The sequence below is a fragment of the Mucilaginibacter phenanthrenivorans genome (genome assembly GCF_024721155.1).
Classification (GTDB): Bacteria; Bacteroidota; Bacteroidia; order Sphingobacteriales; family Sphingobacteriaceae; genus Mucilaginibacter; species Mucilaginibacter phenanthrenivorans.
Window position 1 is genome coordinate 968,988 of sequence record NZ_JAHVAP010000001.1, and the last position, 22,332, is coordinate 991,319.

Consider the following 22,332-nt stretch of genomic DNA (forward strand, 5'->3'; position numbering starts at 1 on the left):
GATAATGTTAAAAAAAATTTAATGTTTGTTTTAATTATTGAAGACGATCGGACTAGTCTCTATTCACTAATCTCCAATCACTAACCTCAACAACTATTTATTGTGATACTTGTTCTACTTCGGCCTTATAATTTGTTATTGCTCTTATTATTGAAGCAACAATTTCATTTTGCCCGTCTTCCGAGTTGAGGTAAGCCTCGTCGTCGGGATTGTTGATATAGCCGGTTTCAACCAGCACAGCGGGCATTGCGCTGTGACATAATACCAATATTCCCTGCTCACGAATGCCATCACTATGCCGGCCATCGGTTTCGGTAAATTCGGTATTAAGCAGTTCAGCCATTTTTATGCTTTGCCGGCGATATTTACGCTTGTATTCATTCATCAGGATGATAGACTCCGGATCGTTCGGATCGGGGTTGGTGTTCATTTCGGTATCATCCTCTATCAGGTTTTCCTTTATTGCCTTTTCTTCCTCCTTGGTTCGGTGAAAACCATATACAAGCAGCAATACCCCCTTGCCAGAACGATCGGCAACCTCGGTGCTTCTATAAATAGCTTTGCCGTGTTTATGACCAACCACCTCCCTAACGCGACGGCCTGGTAGCGAGTTGCAATGCAGTGAAATAAACAGGTTTCCCTTGTTCTCGTTGGCAATCTCTGCTCTTCTCTGCCAGGAAACATCTTCTTCTGTTGAGCGGGTTAAAACGGCTTTTACACCGGGCAAGTCTTTTTCTATCGCCTTTTGCAATTTTAAGGCAATAGCCAGCGTTACATTTCTCTCCAAGGAATATGAGCCGGAAGCGCCCTGAGAAAAGTTACCGGTTGAACCAGAATGATGACCGCCGTGGCCGGCATCAACAATAATGGTTTTCAACTTGTAACCGGGACTTACAGTAGTATCCTGATTTTGGAGTGAACTTAATGCAAACGAAAAAAGAGGTGATAAAGGAAGTAAAACCAATAAACCGTAAATCAATCTTTTCAATGCCTTATTTTTCATTATTTTTGAACGCTGTTAACTATATCTGCAAAAATACTATTCATAATCAATTTTGAAATTCATAAGCCTATTTTTTCTTCTTGCAACAATATTAACGGCAAATGTGATGGCGTCATCGCGTAACGTCAGTACCTATGTTTTTACGCTGCAAACAGACTCTCTCAAAAAAGCTGACACCTCTAAGACTACGAAAGTTACTAAAGGTAAAAAATCTAAGGCAAATGCAGGCAAAAAAAATGCCGCTGCCAAAAATGACACCACCAAAAACGGGTCGAATGGCGGTTTACAATCACAGGTAACATCTCATGCGGAAGATTCGGTAATTACTGATAAAGTGCATGATATTACCTACTTATACGGCCGGGCAAGGGTAACATATGAAGATTTTGAACTGGATGCAGATTATATTCGCCTCGACCAAAAAAACCACCTCATATTTGCCAAGGGAAGCACCGACCCTATAACCAAACGGTACGTAGGCAGGCCGATATCAAAGCAATCAAAGGATAAGCCGGTAGAGTCTGATTCGTTACTATTTGATTATAAAACAAAAAAAGGACGGGTTTTTAACCCTGCCTCCGAGCAGGATGGCAATTACCTTTCCGGAGGCGAAATAAAAAAATTGAATGAAACGGAGGTGGCTTACCGCAATACCACGTTCAGTACCTGCGACCTGCCTCAACCAGACACCCACTTCGGGATTGTAATAACGAAGGGTATTGGCGAGAAGAATAGGATAATTTCCGGTCCTGCATATCTTGAAATTGAGGGTATTCCCCTCCCGCTTGCCATTCCGTTCGGTTTCTTCCCCAAACCTGATCAACGGGCATCAGGTGTGATAATCCCCACGTTCGGCGAGGATCAAAAACTGGGCTTTTATTTAAGAAACTTCGGTTATTACATAGGCTTTAGCGATTATCTCGATCTTACTACTATGGGTACTGTGTACTCAAAGGGATCGTACGAATTAAATACTACTGCCCACTATTTACAGCGATATAAATACGGTGGAACGGTGTCATTAAGCTATGGCTCACACAATTACGGCCTTGAGGGCGACCCGGCACAAAAAGACTTTAACATTACCTGGTCGCATAGCCAGGACCCCAACGCTCACCCGGGAAGCACATTTAGCGCCTCGGTGAATGCGGGTACCTCAACCTACTACCGGAATGACCCGGCGCAGAATAACTACAACCTTAATTCTCTAACACAGAATAACTTACGATCTTCAATTAACTATAGTAAAACATGGGATGGCACCCCCTTTAACTTAAGCGTGGGCCTGTCGCACAGCCAGGATCTGACCAACAAGACCGTTACGCTGCAATTGCCTACCTTAAGCTTTACAATGGCTTCCATCAACCCGTTTGATTCAAAGGATCGTGTTGGCGAGCAGAAATGGTACCAGAAATTGACAGTTAGCTATAGCTTGCAGGCTACGAACGAGGTGGATGCTATCCCGGAGGCACAATTATTTAAAGGATCTACCTTATCAAAAAAATTGCAGAGTCGTGCTGTACACCAAATACCGGTTGGCTTAAGCTTAAATGTGCTTAAATACTTCCAGTTCAGTAGTTCTGTTAACTATACCGATCACTGGTACCTTCAAACTATAAATAAAAGTTACATCCGTGGCGGTGTCACAAAGGATGGTGTAGTAATTGATCCCACACAGCCGGTTATCGACACCATAAGCGGCTTTAAAAGAGCCGGATCATACAACTTAAGTACGGGCCTTTCAACTAAGCTTTACAGTACAATAAACTTTAAGAAGGGAAATATCATTGCCATCAGGCACGTGATGACGCCAACCATCAGCTTCAACTACAATCCTGATTTTTCTGATCCGAGCTATGGTTATTATAAACGAATAGTAAGCAACGCAGCAATTCCATATCCAACGCAGAGCCAGCTTTACTCTATTTTTCCTGACGGATTTCCATCAGCGGGCAAGCAGGCCGGGATCAGCTTGAGTGTTGATAACACCATCCAGATGAAGTTGAAGCCTAAAACAACAGATACATCAGGTAAGGCCCGGAAAGTGAATTTACTGGATGGTTTTTCGGTTTCGACGTTCTACAATTTCGCACAGGACTCATTAAAGCTCTCTCCTATTTCGTTTTCGGCGCATACTGCTATCCTGAACCAGAAGGTTAACCTTAGCTTGTATGGCTCATTTAACCCATATGAAACGTTGGTGCTCGATACCATTTCAAATGGTGTGATCCAGAAATATACGCGCGAGATAAACAGGTACACTTTCCAAGATGGAAAATTTCCGATGCTGACGACAATTAGCTTTTCAATGAGCGGCAGCTTAAACTCCACTACGTTTAAGCCGCATGTGCCTGTAACACCCGGAAGCACGCTTCAGACAATAACCCCGCAACAGGCGCAGAAACTGGCGTTTATCAACAGTGATCCGAGCCAATATATTGATTTTAATGTGCCGTGGAACCTTGCTTTCAATTATAACTTTAGTTTTAATAATAATATCATCAATACCAACAGCACCAATACGGTGATGCTAAGTGGCGACGTGAGTATTACCTCCAAATGGAAAATACAGTACAACACCAACTTCGACTTAAGAGCCGGTAAACTGGCGGTGAGTTCGTTTTCCATATACCGGGACTTGCATTGCTGGGACCTTAATGTACAGTGGGTGCCGTTCGGAATTTATAAATCATATAACGTTACATTAAAGGTGAAAGCTGCCATTTTGCAGGATCTGAAACTTAGCAAAAGAAGCGATTACACCAGCAGCTCATATTTTAACGGCAATCAATAATGCTTGCAGAAATAATTACCATAGGCGACGAAATACTCATCGGGCAAATTGTTGACACTAATTCAGCGTGGATGGCCGCGCAACTGAACAACATCGGGGTCCGCATTAAACAAATCTCGTCCGTTTCTGACGACCGGGACCATATTTTAACCGCACTTAAGGAAGCTGCCAACCGCGCTGATATCATACTGATAACAGGTGGCCTGGGCCCTACCAAGGATGATATCACCAAAAAAACATTAGCCGAATACTTTAATGTTGGGCTAATTGAAAATAAGGAAGCTTTGGAGAATGTGGAAAGGATCTTTAGACGGATCAGGGGCACGCTTACTGAGCTTTTAGATGTCAATAAGCAGCAGGCGCTTGTACCTGAGAATTGTGAAGTCATCCTAAATGATAATGGTACTGCGCCGGGTATGTGGTTTAACCAGGATGGCAAGATCTATATGTCGATGCCGGGTGTGCCCCATGAAATGATGTACATGATGCAGGAAAAGGTTATCCCGAAACTCAAGGCATCATTCAATCTCCCTGCAATTATTCATAAAACCATTTTAACCGTCGGCGAAGGCGAATCATACCTGGCGCAACGAATTGCCGATATAGAAGATTCATTGCCGCCATTTATCAAATTGGCGTACCTGCCAAAGCTTGGCCAGGTACGCCTCAGGCTTAGCGGCTATGGTGATGACGAAGTATTCCTTCGGCAAAAAGTTGAAGAGTTCTCGGCAAGGATAGTTGAGCGTGTAGCCAACGTTGTTGCTGCTGAAGAGGACATTTCGATTGAAAAAGCCATCTTAAACTACATGAGTGACAGGGGCCTCACCCTTTCTGTTGCTGAGAGCTGCACTGGCGGCTATATTTCGCATTTAATTACCCAACATGCAGGTTCTTCCAAGGTGTTTTTTGGCGGTGCCGTTTCCTATTCCTACGAATTAAAAGAAAGTATTTTAGGCGTGAAAGAAGAGACCTTAACCAAATTCGGAGCGGTTAGCGAAGAAACGGCCACCGAGATGGTGGAGGGCGCATTGAAGAACTTTAAATCAGATTTTGCCCTTGCTGTAACCGGTATTGCCGGCCCTGATGGCGGCACCCCTGAAAAGCCGGTAGGGACAGTGTGGATAGCGGTGGCATCTGTTAACAAAACAGTGGTAAAGAAATTAACATTTGGGAATAAACGCCGGGAAAACATCGAAAGGACTGCAATTTCGGCCTTAAATATGTTGAATACTTTACTCCACAATTCTGCGGAATAACCGCAAAATCCCCTAATTTTGGCTTTTAATCTATATATTGTCTATGGCTAAATATAAATTGTTGCTGCCAAAAATGGGCGAAAGTGTTGAAGAGGCAACTATAATTAAATGGACTAAAAAACCAGGTGATTACATTGAAGCCGACGAAACAGTAATGGAAATTGCTACCGACAAGGTGGATTCGGAAGTTCCATCGCCGGTATCAGGTAAATTGGTTGAGCAGTTATATAAAGACAATGATGTTGTAAAGGTTGGTGCAGTTATTGCAATAATTGAAACAAACGAACCTGAAGAAACAAAGGAAGCACCCGGTGCCCCTGCCGTTCATGAAGCTGCTACTGCTGCATTTCCACCAATGCACAGGCCTATTGAAGAAATTAAGCCGCCAATTCAGGAAACACCGCCACCTGTTATTAGTACTCCTCCCCCTGTTTACCAGGCTCCTGCACCCGTTGTTAGTGCGCCTGTACCACAGCCAGAAATAAAACAACCCGAAGAACCTAAACAGCCGGTATTTGCTGAGCCTGTTGCAGTACCATACATTGAGCAACTTCAGGAAAAAACAGAAGATAAAATTGATGATGGGAATAAAAACGGTTTGCGTTTTTACTCACCACTGGTAAAAAATATTGCCGCACAGGAAGGCATATCTAATGCTGAATTAGATCAAATTCCCGGGACGGGGGCTGAAGGCCGCCTTACCAAGGACGATCTTTTGGCTTATGTTCAGCAAAGATCACAACCTGTTGCAGCTGCTCCGAAACCAGAGCCCGTTGCCGCTCCTGTTACTCCGCCCCCAGCTCCTGAGCCGGTTGTGGAAGCGCCAAAAGCTGAACCCGTGGCAGAAGCACCGAAGCCGGAGCCTGTTGCGCCAACCCCAGCCCCAGCACCTGTTGCAGAAGCACCAAAGCCAGAACCTGTCGCCGCTGCTCCTGAACCTGTTGCGCAGGAACCGGCAGAAAGCAAAACAAAGGGAGTTTCGGTATCGGGTGGAGACGAGATAATCGAAATGGACAGGATGCGCCGCTTAATTGCCGACCATATGGTGATGAGCAAGCATACCTCACCGCATGTTACCTCCTTCGTTGAGGCTGATGTGACCAATCTTGTTTTATGGCGCGAGCGGATAAAATCGAGCTTTGAAAAGCGTGAGGGCGAAAAAATAACCTTTACACCAATATTTATCGAGGCTGTTGTAAGGGCGATAAAGGATTTACCGATGATCAATATCCAGGTAAATGGCACACAGATCATCAAAAAGAAAGATATTAATATCAGCATGGCAACAGCATTGCCAAGCGGTAACCTGATAGTTCCGGTTATTAAAAAGGCTGATGAGTTAAACCTTATTGGCCTAACAAAGGCTGTTAATGATCTTGCAAACCGTGCCCGCAGCGGTAAACTTAAACCAGATGACGTGCAGGGCGGCACGTTTACCATAACTAACGTGGGCTCGTTTGGCAACGTTATGGGTACGCCCATCATCAACCAACCACAGGTAGCTATTTTGGCTATTGGCGTTATAAAGAAAAAACCGGCGGTAATTGAAACACTGCAAGGTGATATGATCGGCATTCGGCATATGATGTTCCTTTCGCTATCATACGATCACCGTGTTGTTGATGGTGCATTGGGCGGATCGTTTGTAAGGCGAGTTGCCGATTACCTTGAAAATTGGGAAACAGACCGGGAATTCTAAATTTTTTGGTTTAAAATATCAATCCTGCTTAACTAGTTAAGCGGGATTTTTTTTATGACGAACAATAATCTTGTATCAATTTGTTTCAACATGTATAACCTGTGAATTGTAAGGCGCTTTTTGATTTGTGAAATTTGAGTATTGTAACTTAACACTATGCAAAAAGTATCACAATGGAACAAGTAAAAATAAAAAAGCCGTTGGCGTGGATCATCCTCACAGGTTTATTAACCGGTACAATAGACGCCTTAATTGTTATCCTTATTAATTACGACGTTCCCGCCGGGTCAATATTTAAATTCATAGCCAGTGGGATTTTCGGTAAGGCTGCGTTCGGCACCGGAAATGAAATGATTTATTATGGTGTATTGTTCCATTACAGTATAGCCTTTATTTGGACGACCGTATTTTTCCTATTCTATACCAGGCTTATAACTATTCTTAAATTTAGGTCTGCCCTAATGTTAACAATTGCAATAGTCATTTGGATGGGAATGAACCTGGTTGTATTGCCCCTGAGTAACACGCCCCCACAACCGCATCATTTTATTGGCATCTTGAAAAATATCGGAATCCTTGCTTTGGCCTATGGGTTGCCGATAGTCGTGATTGCCGATAAATTTTATACATCGCCGTTACTGCTGTTCATCGAGGCTTAACAAAAGGAAGGAGCTATACAGCAGCCACTGGCGTAGTAACTTCTTCATCAAACTTCCGTGTCAGCATTTCATAAACAATTTTTAGCCAAATCATGAATGACGGTAAGGCGATTAAGGCATACGGTCGCACATAGGTGACCCACAAAAAGTGCGGAAAGATGTCAGAAGGAGCATTTGTTACCACCAATGCGAAGATCAGCAGGACCCGTTCAAAACCTGTTATTGGCCTTTTTAACGCTACGAACCAAATACCCACCCCTATCATATCTATAATATAAGTCGGTGGTTCAGATCCGCTGCTAAAAATCACAGTGAAGATCAACACCGAAGCGGCGAGCAATAATTGATATTGTACATTTCGCCAATATTTTATTCTTGTAATCGATAATCCGAATAGACCAAGAGCGGGCAGTAACACCACCGTATTTGGTAAGTTGGAGTAATTGAAAATTTTGCTGATCATCCCCATAACACATACATAGGCTCTTGAAGAAACAACATTGGCCGCATTTTTTGCAACAAGATCGGGGTACCAGTCATGGTAGGTTTTTATGATAAAAGCAGGCGATGAAAATAACATCGGTAAAGCAAATAGCACTACCGACCAAAATACCATGCTCAGGATCAGTTTGATCTTATTATCAGAAAAAAAGAAGAATGCCAGGCCGACAATGCCATAGAGTTTTATTGCGGTACCCAATATGATCATGAGGGCGGCCCAAAAGTCCTGCTTGTTTTTTATGAATGTGTAGCTAAATAACACCAGCGCAGCAATAAGCGGATTAACCTGTGTATTACCCGCAGATCCAATTATGCTGAACAGGCTTATTAGCAGGATCGCTAAATATTGTTTTTCATTTATAGGGAGTTTTCTCACAGCTAAATAAAGGATCCATGAATTAAACATCACCCATAGTATCACTCCGATTTTGTCAGGAAAAATGGTAAAAGGGGCAATTACCATTGCAAACACAGGCCCGTAATGATTAAGATCGAAATAAAACTCAGGCTGCGCCCCAAATAAGCTATGCAGGTGTATAAGATTTATGAAATTGTGTTTGTAGACGAGATAATTATTATAGTTGCCTGTAGGATTGGCGCCGGGAATAAGCACACCTTTTAATATGGGTAAAAAGCTTAAAACAAACCACGCCCATAAAACAAAGGGCTTACTGGTTATAAAATCTTTTACTTTATTCATTTGGAGAGACGGGAATAAGATATCTGGTTCGGCGCAAATATAGCAAAAGAGGCTAAACCGCTCCGTTAGTTTGCCTTTAAATAAAATAGGCCCTGGAAGGGGCCTATTTTGAAAACTAAAAAACCTACAAAAAAAATCTTATTAAGCTAATGCTGCCGCTTTAACTTCGGTTGCCAAAGTAACTCCGGCAAGCTGATCGGCAAATGCCACAAATGCCTGGTTATTTGCAATAAGCTGCTGGTTATCAACCAAACTTTGAAGATTAATCTTCCCAATAACAAATTTATAGCTGCCTGAATAGTATCTTTCGTGGATATGTATAAAGTCCAGCGCTTCCACCAGGCTTTCATCTTCATACCTTAAATAAATATTCAATTCAATATTATTGGTGAAGTTAAGCCCCTTACGTTCCTTAGCTTTTTTGTACTCATACTGGTAGCCGTAACGTAATGCAGCAATGTCTGATAGCACAGCAGAGCCGGTTGGGTGCCCTCCTGCCCCTTTTCCGAAAAAGAATTGCTGGTCGGCAAACGCTGCCTGTACAATTACACCATTGTATTCGTACTCCACGTTGTATAAGAATTCCTTGTCGTTAACAAATTTTGGCAATACGAACAAGGCAACATGTTGTTCGTCAAGTTCCTTCGCTACAGGAACTAACTTAATTTTAAGGTTCTTCTCACGGGCATATTGCAGGTCGTGAGCCGACAGGTTCTGGATGCCTAAATTGAACACATCATCCGGCTTTACAATTACTCCGTAAGCATGTGCTGCAGCTATTACCAGTTTGTATTTGGCATCAAAGCCGCCCACATCGCTGGTTGGATCGGTTTCTGCAAAGCCTAAATTCTGCGCTTGTTGCAATGCCGAATTGTAGTCCAGCCCTTCATTAAATCCTTTGGAAAGAATATAGTTTGACGATCCGTTAAAAATGCCGCTTACAGAGTGCAGCAATTCATTGTCATAATATTCTTCCAAATTCCGGATAATAGGGATACTACCGCAAACCGAACCTTCATATAATAAGGATGTGCCATGCTTTTGTTGTAGTTCTATGAGTTCCTCCAAATGCAGCGCAATCATTTTTTTACTGGCGGATACCACATTTTTGCCTGAACTTAGCGCCCTTGATACAATCTCAAAAGCCGCTTCTGTATCGTTGATCAACTCCACTATGGTATTGATCTCCGGATTGTTAAGCAGTTCGTCCTTTTCGGTAGTAAATAAATGCGCCGGTAACGTGCGTTTCTTATGCGCGTCCTTTATAGCAATCTTTACAATTTCGAGGTTTAAATTTTTGGTTTTGATAATATCATACAAACCCTGGCCAACCACGCCAAAGCCAAATAGACCGATGTTTAATTTTTTACTCATTACGCTGTGCGTTGTAATTCTATAATTTTTCCTTTTACGTCAGTTTTAAAAAACGACGTGATTATGTTTGTTAATGCTTCTGTTTCTATTAAAAATCCATCGTGTCCATAAAACGAATCCAATTCAGCAAAGGCAGCTTTTGGGATGTGTTGAAAAAGGTATTGTTGCTCTTCTATCGGGAACAAAACATCTGCTTTTATGCCGATAACCAACGTGCGTGCCTTTATCAGGCTTAATGCATTCTCAACCCCATGCCTTCCACGGCCTACATTGTGGGAATCCATACATTTCGACAAATACCAGTAACTGTAGGCATTATACCGGTTTACCAATTTCTCGCCCTGGTAATTTTGATATGATGCGGCTTTAAAGTCGTCTGTTAAATGATCTGCTTCTTCCTGTTGGGTAACCGAATATGTCTTATAATTGCGGTATGAAAGCAGTGCAATTGTCCGTGCTGCCTTTAACCCTTTGCTGCCGCCATCCGGCTGGTTTGAATAAAAGGTACGGTCGGCGCTGATTGCCAGTCGCTGCGATTCGTTAAACGCGATTCCCCATGGAGAATGTTTCGCGTTGGATGCGATGACGATCAGGTTCTTGATTTGTGCCGGTTCGCTTATGGCCCATTCAACTGCCTGCTGGCCGCCAAGTGATCCACCTATCAGGATCTTTATTTCCTTAATGCCAAGATGGCTGGCTAATAGCTTATGCGCATTAGTAATATCACGCACGGTAAACTGCGGAAAGGCCAGGTAATAAGGCTGATCCGTTGCCGGGTTTGTGCTTAGCGGACTAGTCGTCCCATATGGCGAACCAAGAATATTAGCACATACGATAAAGTATTCGTCTGGATTAAAATAATCATTATCGCCAAATAAGCCTTTCCACCAGTCGAAAACATCGGAGTTTGCAGTGAGGGCATGGCATACCCACACTACATTGTCCGCGTTTTTATTGAGCGTTCCATAGGTATGAAATCCTATTTCAAGCTCCTTTAGTTGTTTGCCCGATTCAAGTTCAAAGGGCTTGTTGTATTTATATATCTCTGCGTCCATTATTATTTTAGTCCCGAGTCTTGAGTCTGAAGTCCCGAGTCGTTTTACTTTTGACTCAAGACTTTAGACTTACGACTTTTTTTTATACCAATTCTTCAACCCGTGTGTTTATTTTCGACAGGGCTTGCTCAAAATCTGCCTTCAAATCATCAATATGTTCTAATCCAACCGCTACTCGTAACGAGTTTGGCAATACTCCAGCCGATAATTGCTCTTCGTCGCTTAACTGCTGATGTGTTGTAGCCGATGGTTGGATGATTAGCGTTTTGGCGTCGCCTACGTTAGCTAAGTGGCTCACCAATTGTAAACTGTCAATCACCTTGCTTGCATTTTCTTTTCCGCCTTTAACATCAAAAGTTAATACAGCGCCAAAACCATTTTTCAAATATTTTTTTGCCAGTTCGTGATGTGGCGACGATACCAGGCCTGGATAATTTACCTTTTCAACCAAAGGATGTTGTTCTAACCATTTAGCCAGCTCAAGCGTATTGTCAACATGGCGCTGAACCCTTAAGGAAAGTGTTTCTATCCCCTGGATAGTTAGCCATGAATTAAAAGGAGACTGCGACGGACCGAAATCTCTTAAGCCTTCTACCCTTGCGCGGATGATAAACTGAATATTTCCAAACGGACCGCCAATGCCAAACACATCTGCAAATACTAGCCCATGATACCCTTCCGAAGGTTCCGTAAACTGAGGGAACTTACCATTGCCCCAGTTGTAATTCCCTCCGTCCACAATTACACCGCCAATACTGGTGCCATGCCCGCCAATCCATTTAGTGGTCGATTCAACTACAACATTAGCGCCGTGTTCGATCGGCCGGAACAAATAACCGCCTGCTCCAAAAGTGTTATCGACTATTAGAGGCAGGTCATACTTGCGGGCAAGTGCGGAAACCTTATCAAAGTCAGCTATATTGAATCCCGGGTTGCCAATAGTTTCAAGGTAGATAGCCTTTGTTTTGCCGTCTATCAATAACTCAAGGTCTTCAGCTGTATCATCCTTAGCAAAACGGACATCTATCCCTAATCGTTTAAATGCTACCTTAAACTGGTTATATGTCCCGCCATAAAGAAAAGGCGAGGTTACGAAGTTATCGCCAACCTGCAGAATATTGTTTAAGGCAATAAACTGCGCAGCCTGCCCTGATGCTGTTGCCAAAGCTGCAACACCGCCTTCAAGGGCTGCAATGCGCTTTTCAAAAACATCGGTAGTGGGATTCATTATCCGGGTATATATATTGCCAAACTCTTTCAGTGCGAACAGGTTTGCACCGTGTTCGGCATTTTTAAATACGTATGAAGTAGTTTGGTAAAGTGGTACAGCGCGCGAACCTGTGGTTGGATCAACTTCCTGGCCGGCATGTAATTGCAGTGTTTCGAATTTTAAATTGGCAGATGACATAATTTTAAGCTTTAAGTTTTAAATGAATTGTTGATTAACGGATCGCATCGGGATATAACACCTTTTGCGAAGACACGTACATTTTCGGGAAATGGAAAAGTAAAACGTGTTAGGGCTTAGCAACAGCAACACATACACATATAGCCTTTTGATGAACTATAAACGTATACTAAAGCGGTGCTTTTTGGAGCCTTAAAGATGTTTTGGAAAATGCTGTAAATCAAACTTTTCATGGTTGTTAATTTATATTCCCCGGGGTATTTACCGGGCCAGGAATTGGCACCTTCTCCACATCGGAGGGTTGCCAGCGGGTCATTGAGCCTGATCTCTCGCCGCTTCTTTATAAATCAAAACCCTTTGCGGAGGTTATGATCATGGTATTGCTACCAAATTTTGTTCCAAAGATAAGGGGTTATTTGTTGAAATACCAAATTTAATTTTTTTTTGTCGGGAGGTCAAGAAAGTCGGTGATGTTAACAAGACGGATTTCACGATTAATCAAACCGTTCTTTTAAGATTTTCTTCTTTCGGACTTCCGGGCTTTTCGACTTTCCTCGCTCAATCGCCGATGGAAAAAACCTTTCCTTCTGTTGCCAATTCTGCTTCCGGAAAAACGGTTCTTGCTTCATCGATCAGATCGTTCAAAGTTTTGTAACGGGCTGAAAAATGGCCGATAATAAGCCTTTTTGCGTTTGTTTTCAATGCGATTTCGCCGGCCTGCAAAGCGGTGGTATGATGGGTTTCCAGCGCCCTATCCAGCATATTATTCAAAAATGTAGACTCATGGTATAATAACGTAACGTTGCTGATCTGCTCAAAATAGCGCTCATCGTACATCGTATCAGAGCAATAGGCATATGATTTAGGATCGCTCGAATCAATGGTGAGCGTATTATTTTTAATCACTTCTCCGTTAGGCAAAACATAGTCCACACCCTTCTTCAAAGCAGAGAAATATGGAACAGGAATAGCAAGGGCCTCAATTCGTTCCTTAATGAGCTTCCTTAATCGCTTTTTCTCCTTGAACAAAAAGCCTGTACAGGCAATGCGATGGTTTAATGGAATAGTTTCTACTGTTATGTCCTGGTTATCTAAAAGCAGTTCAATTTTTGTAGCGTCAGTAAATTTGTATTCGACAGGATACTGTAAAGTAGTTTCAGAGTACTTTAACTGGATATCGATAATTTCCTTTAGATGCGAGGGGCAATAAATATGCAACGGTTTTATGCGGCCATTTAGATGCATGGATGAGATCAGGCCAACAAGCCCCAGATAATGATCCCCATGCAAATGACTGATGAAAATGTGATCGATCCTACTGGCCTTTACATCAAAGCGCAGCATTTGCTGCTGTGTGCCTTCACCACAGTCAATTAAATATAGGCGATCATTAATATTGATCGCCTGTGAAGTGGGATTTCTGTTAAATATGGGGGTCGCGGAACTACTGCCAAGTATTGTTATCTCGAATTTCATACTTGGTAAACAAACGGATTGTTTATTTTGCTTCCTTCTTTAATTCTTTTTCTATCTCTTCCATAAATACCAAATCAATGGCTTCCTCGCAGGTAGGAACGATAGATAAAACGCTGTCAAGCTGTGAAATAGTGATCAAACGGGCGACAGGTTCGTTTAAACCAGTTAGGATAAAGGTACCTGAAGCATTTTTACACAAACGGTGACCAACAAGCAAGCTGCTTAAGCCTGATGAATCAGCAAATTTCACTTGTGAAAGGTCAAAAATAATATTTCGTTGACCTTCTGTATTGATCAAAATTAATTCAGATTTAAGCTGAGGAGTGATCAATGAATTTAATTTTGATTCATTCAGCTTTAACAGAATATATTTTTCGTGCTTGTCAACCGTAAATTTCATTTTTTGTTCTAATTAAAAAGCTAAGATATAATTATTTTGTGTAGAAATAAAAAATTACAAGGCAGTAAGTTCATTATTTATTGCTTTTTCAACCCGATCCAATACGTTTTCATCACCGGGTTTCACAAAGTTCTCCCCCGTTATTTGTTCAAAAAGCTCGATGTATCTCTCAGAAATTGACTGAACTATTTCCTCAGTCATTAATGGAACAACCTGCCCATCCTTTCCCTGGAAGCCGTTTTCAATCAGCCATTTTCTCACAAACTCCTTTGACAACTGCTTTTGTGGCTCGTTCTTCTCCTGGCGTTCGCTGTAACCATCACTATAAAAATACCGTGATGAATCAGGCGTGTGGATCTCGTCAATTAAATAGATGGTACCATCGGCTTTACCAAATTCATACTTGGTATCAACCAAAATCAAACCCTGCTTGCCGGCAATTTCAGTACCCCGTTGAAACAGTGCACGCGTATATTTTTCCAGTTGCTCATAATCTTCAGCTGACACAATGCCTTTTGCAAGAATTTGTTCCTTCGATATATCCTCGTCATGCCCTACCGATGCCTTGGTAGTTGGTGTAATGATCGGCTCGGGAAGTTTATCGTTTTCTTTAAGTCCTTCTGGTAAGCTCACACCACAAACTTGTCTTCTGCCCGCACTGTACTCACGCCAGGCATGACCAGCTAAATAGCCCCTGATCACCATCTCCACCTTGAATGGCTCGCAGATGCGGCCAATGGTAACGCTTGGATCAGGCACGCTCACCACCCAGTTTGGAACGATGTCGGCAGTAGCGGATAAAAACTTAGCAGCAATCTGGTTAAGCACCTGCCCTTTATAAGGAATTGGCTCCGGCAGCACCACGTCAAAGGCGGAGATGCGGTCGCTAACAACCATCACCAGGTATTTATTATTAATCGTATATACGTCCCTCACCTTGCCTTTGTAAAAACTGGTCTGGCCCGGAAAGTTAAAATGTGTTTCTTTTATTGCTTTTAGTTCATGGTTCATGGTTCATGGTTCATAGAGTTAAAAAGAGTTTCGTAGCGACGTTATCATTTTAACTAAAGTTTCATAATCATTATAAAGAACAGTAAACTGTTCATCTTGTATATATTTTCTTTTTCTTGCTATAAACAAGCAACTTACCACTTCAATTGCAGACCGTAGTGAGTAACTTAAAAATAGTTTAAAAATAGATTTAGTTTGTCCTGTTGAGCCTTCGGCGATGTTTAATATAACCGAATCGGCTGCGCGTTTTATTTGAGATGTTAAAATATATGTTTCTTCTTTTGGGAATGTTTTTGTTAACTGGTTGATTTCTTCACCTAAGTCCATAGCTTTTTGCCACACTTGTAAATCTTCAAATCTAAAAGCCATTTTGCTCTTTTGCTTCCTGCTATGAACTATGAACTATCAACTATGAACTACTGTATATCCCCGTAAGCAGCCAGTATCTTCCGCACCAGCTTGTGCCTTACAACATCTTCGCCGCTAAGATAAACAATTTCAATTCCACTGATATCAGTAAGTATGCGCAAAGCTGTATGTAAGCCCGATTGTTGCTTTTTAGGTAAATCTATTTGCGTAACGTCGCCGGTTACAATAAACTTAGCAGAAGGTCCCATACGCGTTAAAAACATTTTTAACTGCATATCTGTGGCATTTTGTGCCTCATCCAAAATCACAAAGCAATTATCCAAAGTACGGCCGCGCATAAATGCCAGTGGCGCAATCTCGATGGTACGATTCTCGAGGTAAAATTTTAATTTTTCAGCCGGGATCATATCATCCAGCGCATCATATAAAGGGCGCAGGTACGGATCTATTTTTTCCTTTAAATCGCCCGGTAAAAACCCAAGGTTCTCCCCTGCTTCAACCGCCGGACGGGTTAATATAATACGCTTAATATCCTTATTCTTAAGTGCCCGTACTGCCAGGGCAACTGCCGTATAGGTTTTACCTGTACCCGCAGGGCCAATGGCAAAAAGGATGTCGCTTTTATTGATACAATCAACCATTTTACGTTGGTTGGCTGTACGCGCCTTTACCATAACTCCGTTAGGTCCAAACACGATAACTTCACCACTGGCAAATTTATCGCCTGACGGATCGGCGGCCTTTGGCGCATCTATTTTTGATCCGAGAATTCGCTCTAAGTCGGTTATATTCAGGTTTTCATACTTCTCCACGTGCTGTAGCAGGTGCTCAAATTTCTCCTGGAATATAGTTAGTTCATGGTCATCACCCAGTATTTTCACCTCATTACCCCTGGCCACTATTTTTAGCTTTGGGTACTGTTTTTTAATGATCTCAAAGTGATCATTATTAGGTCCCCACAAAACTGCCGGGTTGATTTGTTCTATTGACAATTTAAGTTCGTTCAATACAAATTGATTTTTAGTTGCAGAATTTTATGAATTAAAATTGAATATTTGTAGCTCTAATTGCTTGCACAAGATTAGCGATAAATATTTAAAAAATTAATGGCAATAATAACTTTAACTACTGATTTGGGCGATAAGGATATTTATCAGGCTGCCCTTAAAGGTAGCATCCTGAAATTATTGCCCACAGTAAATATTGTTGACATTACCAATAGCGTTGCCGCCTACAATATACAGCAGGCAGCGTTCATTTTAAAAAATAGTTTTTATTATTTTCCGGAGGCTACGGTACATTTAATCGGTATTGATACGGTATTTAATACCGAAACCCGCTACCTGGCGATGAAATATAAAAACCACTACTTTGTAGGGGCCGACAATGGTATTTTTTCGCTGATGTTCGACACCGATCCTGATGAAATTGTGGAAATAAACATCATGCAGGACCTTAAATTCCTGCATTTTCCACTGGCGGATATTTTCGTAAAAGCCGCATGTCACCTTGCCAAAGGCGGAACACTTGCTCAAATAGGTTTACCTGTAAGCGACATCGAGAAAAAGATGAACCTGCAGCCGGTTATCGAAAAGAACCTTATAAAAGGGGTAGTGATTTATATAGATTCGTTCCAAAATGTAATTACCAATATTACCAAGGAGTTTTTTAACACCGTACAGCAGGGGCGCAAGTTTATGCTTTCATTTAAACGCAATGAAACCATTAATCACCTCAGCTGGCACTACAACGAGGTCCCCGAGGGTGAGAAACTCTGCCTCTTCGGCATTAGCGACCACCTGGAAATAGCGATCAATAAAGGTAACGCAAGCGGATTGCTTGGATTAGGTTTGGGTGATAGTGTGATTATTGATTTTATGGAATAATGAGAGGTATTATTCTCCTTATAATATTAACGTTTACACTTTCGGCAGTACAAGCCCAACACAATGCCGATTCTCTTGCCTACCAGCTTCAGCGCAAGAAAATAAATACCATGCTGGCGCAACGTGCACAAAAGTTTGGGCAATATGATTCAAGCCTCAGTAAACATACCGGTATCTTTGGCTTTCAAACCAAGAAGGACATTCGCCGCTCCAATGACATTTTGATGGATATTGTTAAAACCGACAATGAGATCTATAAAGAGCTAAAAATACTGCTGGAATACCGCACATTTCAGCAAAAGCAAGTTATAAGCTATACGAGGGAAACCCAATCCAATGTGCTTGGTTATATGACCACCATAAATAAACTGCGAACACAAATTGACTTACTGAAAGCCGACGCCGCTGCACAGGAACAACAAGAGGGAAAAACCCGGAGCACTTTAATTATAACTATAATAGGATTATCCGCCATAATACTATTGCTGCTTTTCATCCGTAGAAAGAAACGCACTCCTGTTAAACGGAAGCCCGCAGCGCGCAAAAGCAGTCGCAAGGCTTAAGTTTTATCCTCGTTTTTATAATTCATTAAAATGTTTCGGAGGATCAATCGTCTTAAAAGGCAGAGAATAATATTTAAATGGCAAGAGGACGATTTAACAGTGGTAACGCAGCAGAGGCAGAATTGCCTAAAGCAAAAATAGATGGTAAAAGTTTAAAACAGGTAGTAAAGCTACTCTCGTACGTAAAACCCTATCGCGGTAAGTTTATTGCCGCTATGATCTTCCTGTTTTTGTCAAGTTTGACAGGCTTAACATTCCCCCAGTTTTTAGGGGCATTAATTGATGCGGCACAAGGAAAACAGAAATATGGCTTTTTACCGGCCACACTAAATGGCATTGGACTATTGGCTTTAGTTATCTTGTTTTTCCAGGCCTTTGTTTCTTATTTCAGGGTGATCTGGTTTGTACAGGTGGCGGAGCGATCCCTGGCTGACATTCGACGCGATACCTATTTTAAGCTGATCACGCTGCCCATGAATTTCTTTTCAAACCGCAGGGTTGGTGAATTAAACAGTCGTATTTCGGCCGACCTTTCACAAATCCAGGATGCAATAACCACCACTCTTGCCGAAATGATCAGACAGCTGATATTGTTAACAGGGGGAATTACTTTTTTAGTGATCGTATCGCCCAGGTTAACCTTAACCTTATTGGCGTTAGTACCTGTTTTAGTAGTGGTTGCGGTATTATTTGGTCGATTTATCCGCAAGCTTTCACGACAGGCACAAGATAAGCTGGCAGAATCGAACACAGTTGTTGAAGAAACACTGCAGGGAATTGCCAACGTTAAGGCATTTGTGAACGAGGCATATGAAGCAGCTCGATACGACGGAAATTTACGTGATGTAGTTAAGCTCGCCGTGAAAGGCGCAAAGTTCAGGGGGTTATTTGCCTCGTTTATTGTTTTTTGCCTTTTTGGGGCTATTGTAGCCATCATTTGGTATGGATCAATCATGGTTAGCCACCACGAACTTACTATCGGGCAGTTAACCGAATTTGTTATTTATGGTGTATTTGTGGCTGCATCAATGGGCAGCTTCCCCGAGTTATATGCAAATATGCAAAAGGCAGTTGGCGCAAGCGAACGTGTTTTAGAGATTTTAGATGAGCAAGGCGAAGATGTTTCCATCAATGAAATAGATAACGTCATTCAACAAAAAATTGAAGGCAATCTTTCATTTAATGATGTAATTTTTGCTTACCCATCCCGACCGGAACTTACAGTATTAAAGGAAATTTCATTTGATGCTGCAGCCGGGCAAAAGGTCGCCATTGTGGGGCCAAGTGGTTCTGGTAAATCAACCATGGCAACTTTGATTTTACAATTTTATCACCCGCAAAGCGGAGCAATATCCTTTGATGGTAAACCATCTGCTGAGTATTCCTTAACTGACATCCGCAACCAGGTAGCTATTGTGCCGCAGGATGTAATGCTCTTTGGCGGAACAATAAGGGAGAATATTGCTTACGGCAAACTGAGTGCAACCGAAGATGAAATTATCCAGGCGGCGCAAAGGGCAAACGCACACCAGTTTATTACCTCTTTCCCAGAGGGCTATGACACCATAGTTGGTGAACGTGGCGTAAAACTTTCGGGTGGCCAGCGGCAAAGAATTGCTATTGCCAGGGCCCTATTAAAGAACCCGGCGATCTTAATTCTTGACGAAGCTACATCATCATTAGACTCTGAATCGGAGCGTTTGGTGCAGGAAGCTTTGGAAGAGTTAATGAAAAACCGAACCTCTATTATCATCGCCCACCGCCTTTCAACCATCCGTGAAGCGGATAAAATTATTGTTTTAGAAAAGGGACAAATCATTGAAACGGGCGGTCACCAGGAATTGATGGATAATGAGCAAGGGCTTTACCGGTATTTAAGTGGGCTGCAGTTTGAGGTTGGTAACGCCAAAGTTACAGAACCTCCGCTCCTATAAAGCGTATAAATCTCCGCCCCTAAATTGTTTCACGCGCACTGAGTTAGTATGTTTACAGTGCAATTAAAACATTTACATGAACTGGAGAATTTACCACAAGCCCATTTTATTAATTACTTCAATCATCTTAATTGATTGCAATTGCAGTTTAGTCTCACACCCGGCTGAAAGCGTGGAATATCTGAATAAGGCGGCGTTAATTGTTGATACCAATAAGATAGACGCAATAAATCAGCCTCAAATAAATGTCGATCATAGTAATAACACGGTACCGCTGAAAAACATGTTCGGCATCAATGCCTATGAATGGAATTTCCTGGAAAATCCGGGTAGCCCCAGCGATCGAAAACATATTTACGAGGACAATATGGTGCTGGTGAAGACCTTTTCGGCTGTAAGGCATTATCTCAACTGGAACCGTTTGGAAACTACAAAAGGCAACTATACTTTTAACCCCACTAACAACGGCGGCTGGGACGAGGATATAATTTATGAACGCTGTAAACAGGACGGCATTTTGGTTTTGGCTGATCTGAAAAACATCCCCGAATGGCTGCAGAACACTTATCCTGCCAGCTCAAAGGATGATGATAATACCCCTGTTCCCTACGGCCAAAGTTTAAATGATCCTGCTTCATACGCCGACCAGGCACGTGCAGCATTCCAATTGGCGGCGAGATATGGCTACAACAAGAGCTTAGACAAATCATTAATTAAAGTTGATACCCGCAAACGCTGGACCGGTGACATTCCCAACGAGCCACTGGTTGGATTAGGCCTGATAAAATACATTGAATGCGGCAACGAACGCGACCGCTGGTGGGGCGGCGATGAAACCCACCAAACCGCCGAACAATATGCGGCCAATATGTCGGCCTTTTACGACGGCAACATGGGCAAGCTCGGTCCGGGAGTTGGGGTGAAGGCCGCCGATCCAAATATGCAGGTGGTAATGGGCGGGCTGGCCACTGCCGATATAAAATTTGTACAAAAGATGATAGATTGGTGCAGGGCCAATCGCGGCATTAAAAAGGACGGCAGCGTTAACTTATGTTTTGATGTGATCAATTACCACTTGTATTCAAATGATGGCGATGTGAGGGTTCATAAGAAACCGACTACAGGTATAGCACCCGAGCTATCGGTAACCGGTGGGGTGGCTAACCAGTTCGTAAATCTCGCAAACAGCATGCCGCAGCACCCGGAAGTTTGGGTAACGGAAACCGGCTATGATATTAATTCAGGGAGCTACCAACGGGCCGAATCCATCGGTTCAAAAACGGTGCTGGCCAGCCAGGCTGACTGGATCCTGCGTACCTCCCTCCTTTACATCCGCTATGGAATAAAGCGGGTATTCTTTTACCAATTGTTCGACGACCACGCCGGTGGCTCATCCCAGTACGCCACTTCCGGCCTCGCCGAGGGCATAAAAAGACGACCCGCTGCTGATTATATTTTGCAAACCACCAAACTGATGGGCGATTATGATTATATAAAAACCATCAAAACCGATCCACTGGTGGATATATATAAATTGAGCGATAAAATCATGTATGTATTAACCATTCCCGATGAAACCGGCAGAAAGGGAAAATACACGCTTGATTTGGGAAATGCAGCTAAGGCAAACGTCTTCAATCTAAGGATTGGTGCTGATGTGATGGATAAAAAACAGGTTAATACTTCAAGTGGAAAAATTACTGTTGAGGTGGGTGAAACTCCCGTTTTTGTGGAAGCGGTGAAGTAGAATACAATATTTTGCTTTTGCGCGTTAAATGATTAAATTTGAAAAAGGAACAACATGAAAACGATTCAAATAAATAGTGCAGTTTGGAAGGAAGGCGATTACTTTGTTGCTCAGTGTTTAAATATTGAAATATCAAGTTTTGGAGATACCAGGGATGAAGCATTAGCTAATTTACAGGAAGCACTTGAATTATACCTTGAAGATAATGAGCATCCGGAATTTACAGTTGTCGACAAGCCTGAAATCGTCGGATCTACTTTAAAATATGCCTAAACTTTATTCATCGTCTTATATACTCAAAGTGTTGAGTGATCATGGATTTATCTTTATTTCTCAAAAAGGGAGCCATATTAAGCTCAGGAAAGTCGACACTATCACCCTGACGGTAATCGTTCCGGCAAATAGAAAGGAAATTCCTGTCGGCACCTTTCGTTCCATCCTACGTCAATCAGCGCTAACGGAAGCTGATTTTAAATAACAAAATGTCGCCCTAAAAA

20 protein-coding genes and 1 riboswitch are annotated in these 22,332 nt (G+C 42.2%); of the genes, 10 read left to right on the top strand and 10 right to left on the bottom strand.

The window, feature by feature from the left end:
- Positions 1-97 precede the first annotated feature (97 nt).
- Positions 98-1,003: an N-acetylmuramoyl-L-alanine amidase family protein gene (locus KXD93_RS04130; protein ID WP_258135596.1), complete on the bottom strand. Its 906-nt coding sequence runs from the start codon at positions 1,001-1,003 to the stop codon at positions 98-100.
- 52 nt (positions 1,004-1,055) lie between these two features.
- On the opposite strand from KXD93_RS04130, the gene KXD93_RS04135 reads away from it, so the two are divergent.
- From KXD93_RS04135 to KXD93_RS04150, 4 genes are all read left to right on the top strand, one after another.
- Entirely contained in the window at positions 1,056-3,797 is a 2,742-nt protein-coding gene (locus tag KXD93_RS04135) for a putative LPS assembly protein LptD (protein WP_258135597.1), read from the top strand.
- Positions 3,797-5,053 carry a competence/damage-inducible protein A gene (locus KXD93_RS04140; protein WP_258135598.1) on the top strand — a complete coding sequence of 419 codons (1,257 nt, stop codon included), beginning with the start codon at positions 3,797-3,799 and terminating at the stop codon, positions 5,051-5,053. The genes KXD93_RS04135 and KXD93_RS04140 overlap by 1 nt, the downstream gene beginning before the upstream one ends.
- Positions 5,054-5,096: 43 nt before the next feature.
- Positions 5,097-6,752 carry a dihydrolipoamide acetyltransferase family protein gene (locus tag KXD93_RS04145; protein ID WP_258135599.1) on the top strand — a complete coding sequence of 552 codons (1,656 nt, stop codon included), beginning with the start codon at positions 5,097-5,099 and terminating at the stop codon, positions 6,750-6,752.
- 173 nt (positions 6,753-6,925) lie between these two features.
- Complete coding sequence (locus tag KXD93_RS04150) at positions 6,926-7,411, top strand: hypothetical protein (protein ID WP_258135600.1); 486 nt, start codon at positions 6,926-6,928, stop codon at positions 7,409-7,411.
- 13 nt (positions 7,412-7,424) lie between these two features.
- Here KXD93_RS04150 and KXD93_RS04155 read toward each other — a convergent pair whose 3' ends face one another.
- The 9 genes from KXD93_RS04155 to KXD93_RS04195 all read right to left on the bottom strand — a co-directional run bounded on the left by KXD93_RS04155 (position 7,425) and on the right by KXD93_RS04195 (position 16,712).
- A complete protein-coding gene (locus KXD93_RS04155; RefSeq protein ID WP_258135601.1) occupies positions 7,425-8,612 on the bottom strand; it encodes a glycosyltransferase family 87 protein in 1,188 nt (395 codons plus the stop codon).
- A 141-nt stretch (positions 8,613-8,753) separates the two neighbouring features.
- Positions 8,754-9,986, bottom strand: a complete 1,233-nt coding sequence (locus KXD93_RS04160; protein ID WP_258135602.1) for a homoserine dehydrogenase — start codon at positions 9,984-9,986, stop codon at positions 8,754-8,756.
- Complete coding sequence (locus KXD93_RS04165; protein WP_258135603.1) at positions 9,986-11,041, bottom strand: homoserine O-acetyltransferase family protein; 1,056 nt, start codon at positions 11,039-11,041, stop codon at positions 9,986-9,988. The genes KXD93_RS04160 and KXD93_RS04165 overlap by 1 nt, the downstream gene beginning before the upstream one ends.
- A gap of 82 nt (positions 11,042-11,123) precedes the next feature.
- Entirely contained in the window at positions 11,124-12,449 is a 1,326-nt protein-coding gene (locus KXD93_RS04170) for an O-acetylhomoserine aminocarboxypropyltransferase/cysteine synthase family protein (RefSeq protein WP_258135604.1), read from the bottom strand.
- 240 nt (positions 12,450-12,689) lie between these two features.
- Positions 12,690-12,798, bottom strand: a riboswitch (SAM riboswitch).
- Positions 12,799-13,007: 209 nt separating this feature from the next.
- Complete coding sequence (locus KXD93_RS04175; protein WP_258135605.1) at positions 13,008-13,925, bottom strand: ribonuclease Z; 918 nt, start codon at positions 13,923-13,925, stop codon at positions 13,008-13,010.
- Positions 13,926-13,947: 22 nt separating this feature from the next.
- Positions 13,948-14,325: an STAS domain-containing protein gene (locus tag KXD93_RS04180; RefSeq protein WP_073400249.1), complete on the bottom strand. Its 378-nt coding sequence runs from the start codon at positions 14,323-14,325 to the stop codon at positions 13,948-13,950.
- Between the two features lie 54 nt (positions 14,326-14,379).
- Positions 14,380-15,336 (bottom strand): phosphoribosylaminoimidazolesuccinocarboxamide synthase, encoded by a 957-nt coding sequence (locus KXD93_RS04185; protein ID WP_258135606.1) that lies wholly within the window; start codon positions 15,334-15,336, stop codon positions 14,380-14,382.
- 18 nt (positions 15,337-15,354) lie between these two features.
- Entirely contained in the window at positions 15,355-15,705 is a 351-nt protein-coding gene (locus KXD93_RS04190; protein ID WP_258135607.1) for a four helix bundle protein, read from the bottom strand.
- A gap of 47 nt (positions 15,706-15,752) precedes the next feature.
- Positions 15,753-16,712 (bottom strand): PhoH family protein, encoded by a 960-nt coding sequence (locus KXD93_RS04195; RefSeq protein ID WP_258135608.1) that lies wholly within the window; start codon positions 16,710-16,712, stop codon positions 15,753-15,755.
- A gap of 99 nt (positions 16,713-16,811) precedes the next feature.
- Between KXD93_RS04195 and KXD93_RS04200 the strand changes: the two genes are divergently transcribed.
- From KXD93_RS04200 to KXD93_RS30600, 6 genes are all read left to right on the top strand, one after another.
- Positions 16,812-17,591 carry an SAM hydrolase/SAM-dependent halogenase family protein gene (locus KXD93_RS04200; protein WP_258135609.1) on the top strand — a complete coding sequence of 260 codons (780 nt, stop codon included), beginning with the start codon at positions 16,812-16,814 and terminating at the stop codon, positions 17,589-17,591.
- Complete coding sequence (locus KXD93_RS04205; protein ID WP_258135610.1) at positions 17,591-18,154, top strand: hypothetical protein; 564 nt, start codon at positions 17,591-17,593, stop codon at positions 18,152-18,154. Before KXD93_RS04200 ends, KXD93_RS04205 begins: the two co-directional genes overlap by 1 nt.
- Positions 18,155-18,231: 77 nt before the next feature.
- Positions 18,232-20,088 (top strand): ABC transporter ATP-binding protein, encoded by a 1,857-nt coding sequence (locus KXD93_RS04210; RefSeq protein WP_258135611.1) that lies wholly within the window; start codon positions 18,232-18,234, stop codon positions 20,086-20,088.
- Positions 20,089-20,164: 76 nt separating this feature from the next.
- A complete protein-coding gene (locus tag KXD93_RS04215) occupies positions 20,165-21,835 on the top strand; it encodes a hypothetical protein (RefSeq protein ID WP_258135612.1) in 1,671 nt (556 codons plus the stop codon).
- A 54-nt stretch (positions 21,836-21,889) separates the two neighbouring features.
- A complete protein-coding gene (locus KXD93_RS04220; protein WP_258135613.1) occupies positions 21,890-22,108 on the top strand; it encodes a type II toxin-antitoxin system HicB family antitoxin in 219 nt (72 codons plus the stop codon).
- Positions 22,101-22,313 (top strand): type II toxin-antitoxin system HicA family toxin, encoded by a 213-nt coding sequence (locus tag KXD93_RS30600; RefSeq protein ID WP_373417343.1) that lies wholly within the window; start codon positions 22,101-22,103, stop codon positions 22,311-22,313. Before KXD93_RS04220 ends, KXD93_RS30600 begins: the two co-directional genes overlap by 8 nt.
- Positions 22,314-22,332 lie beyond the last annotated feature (19 nt).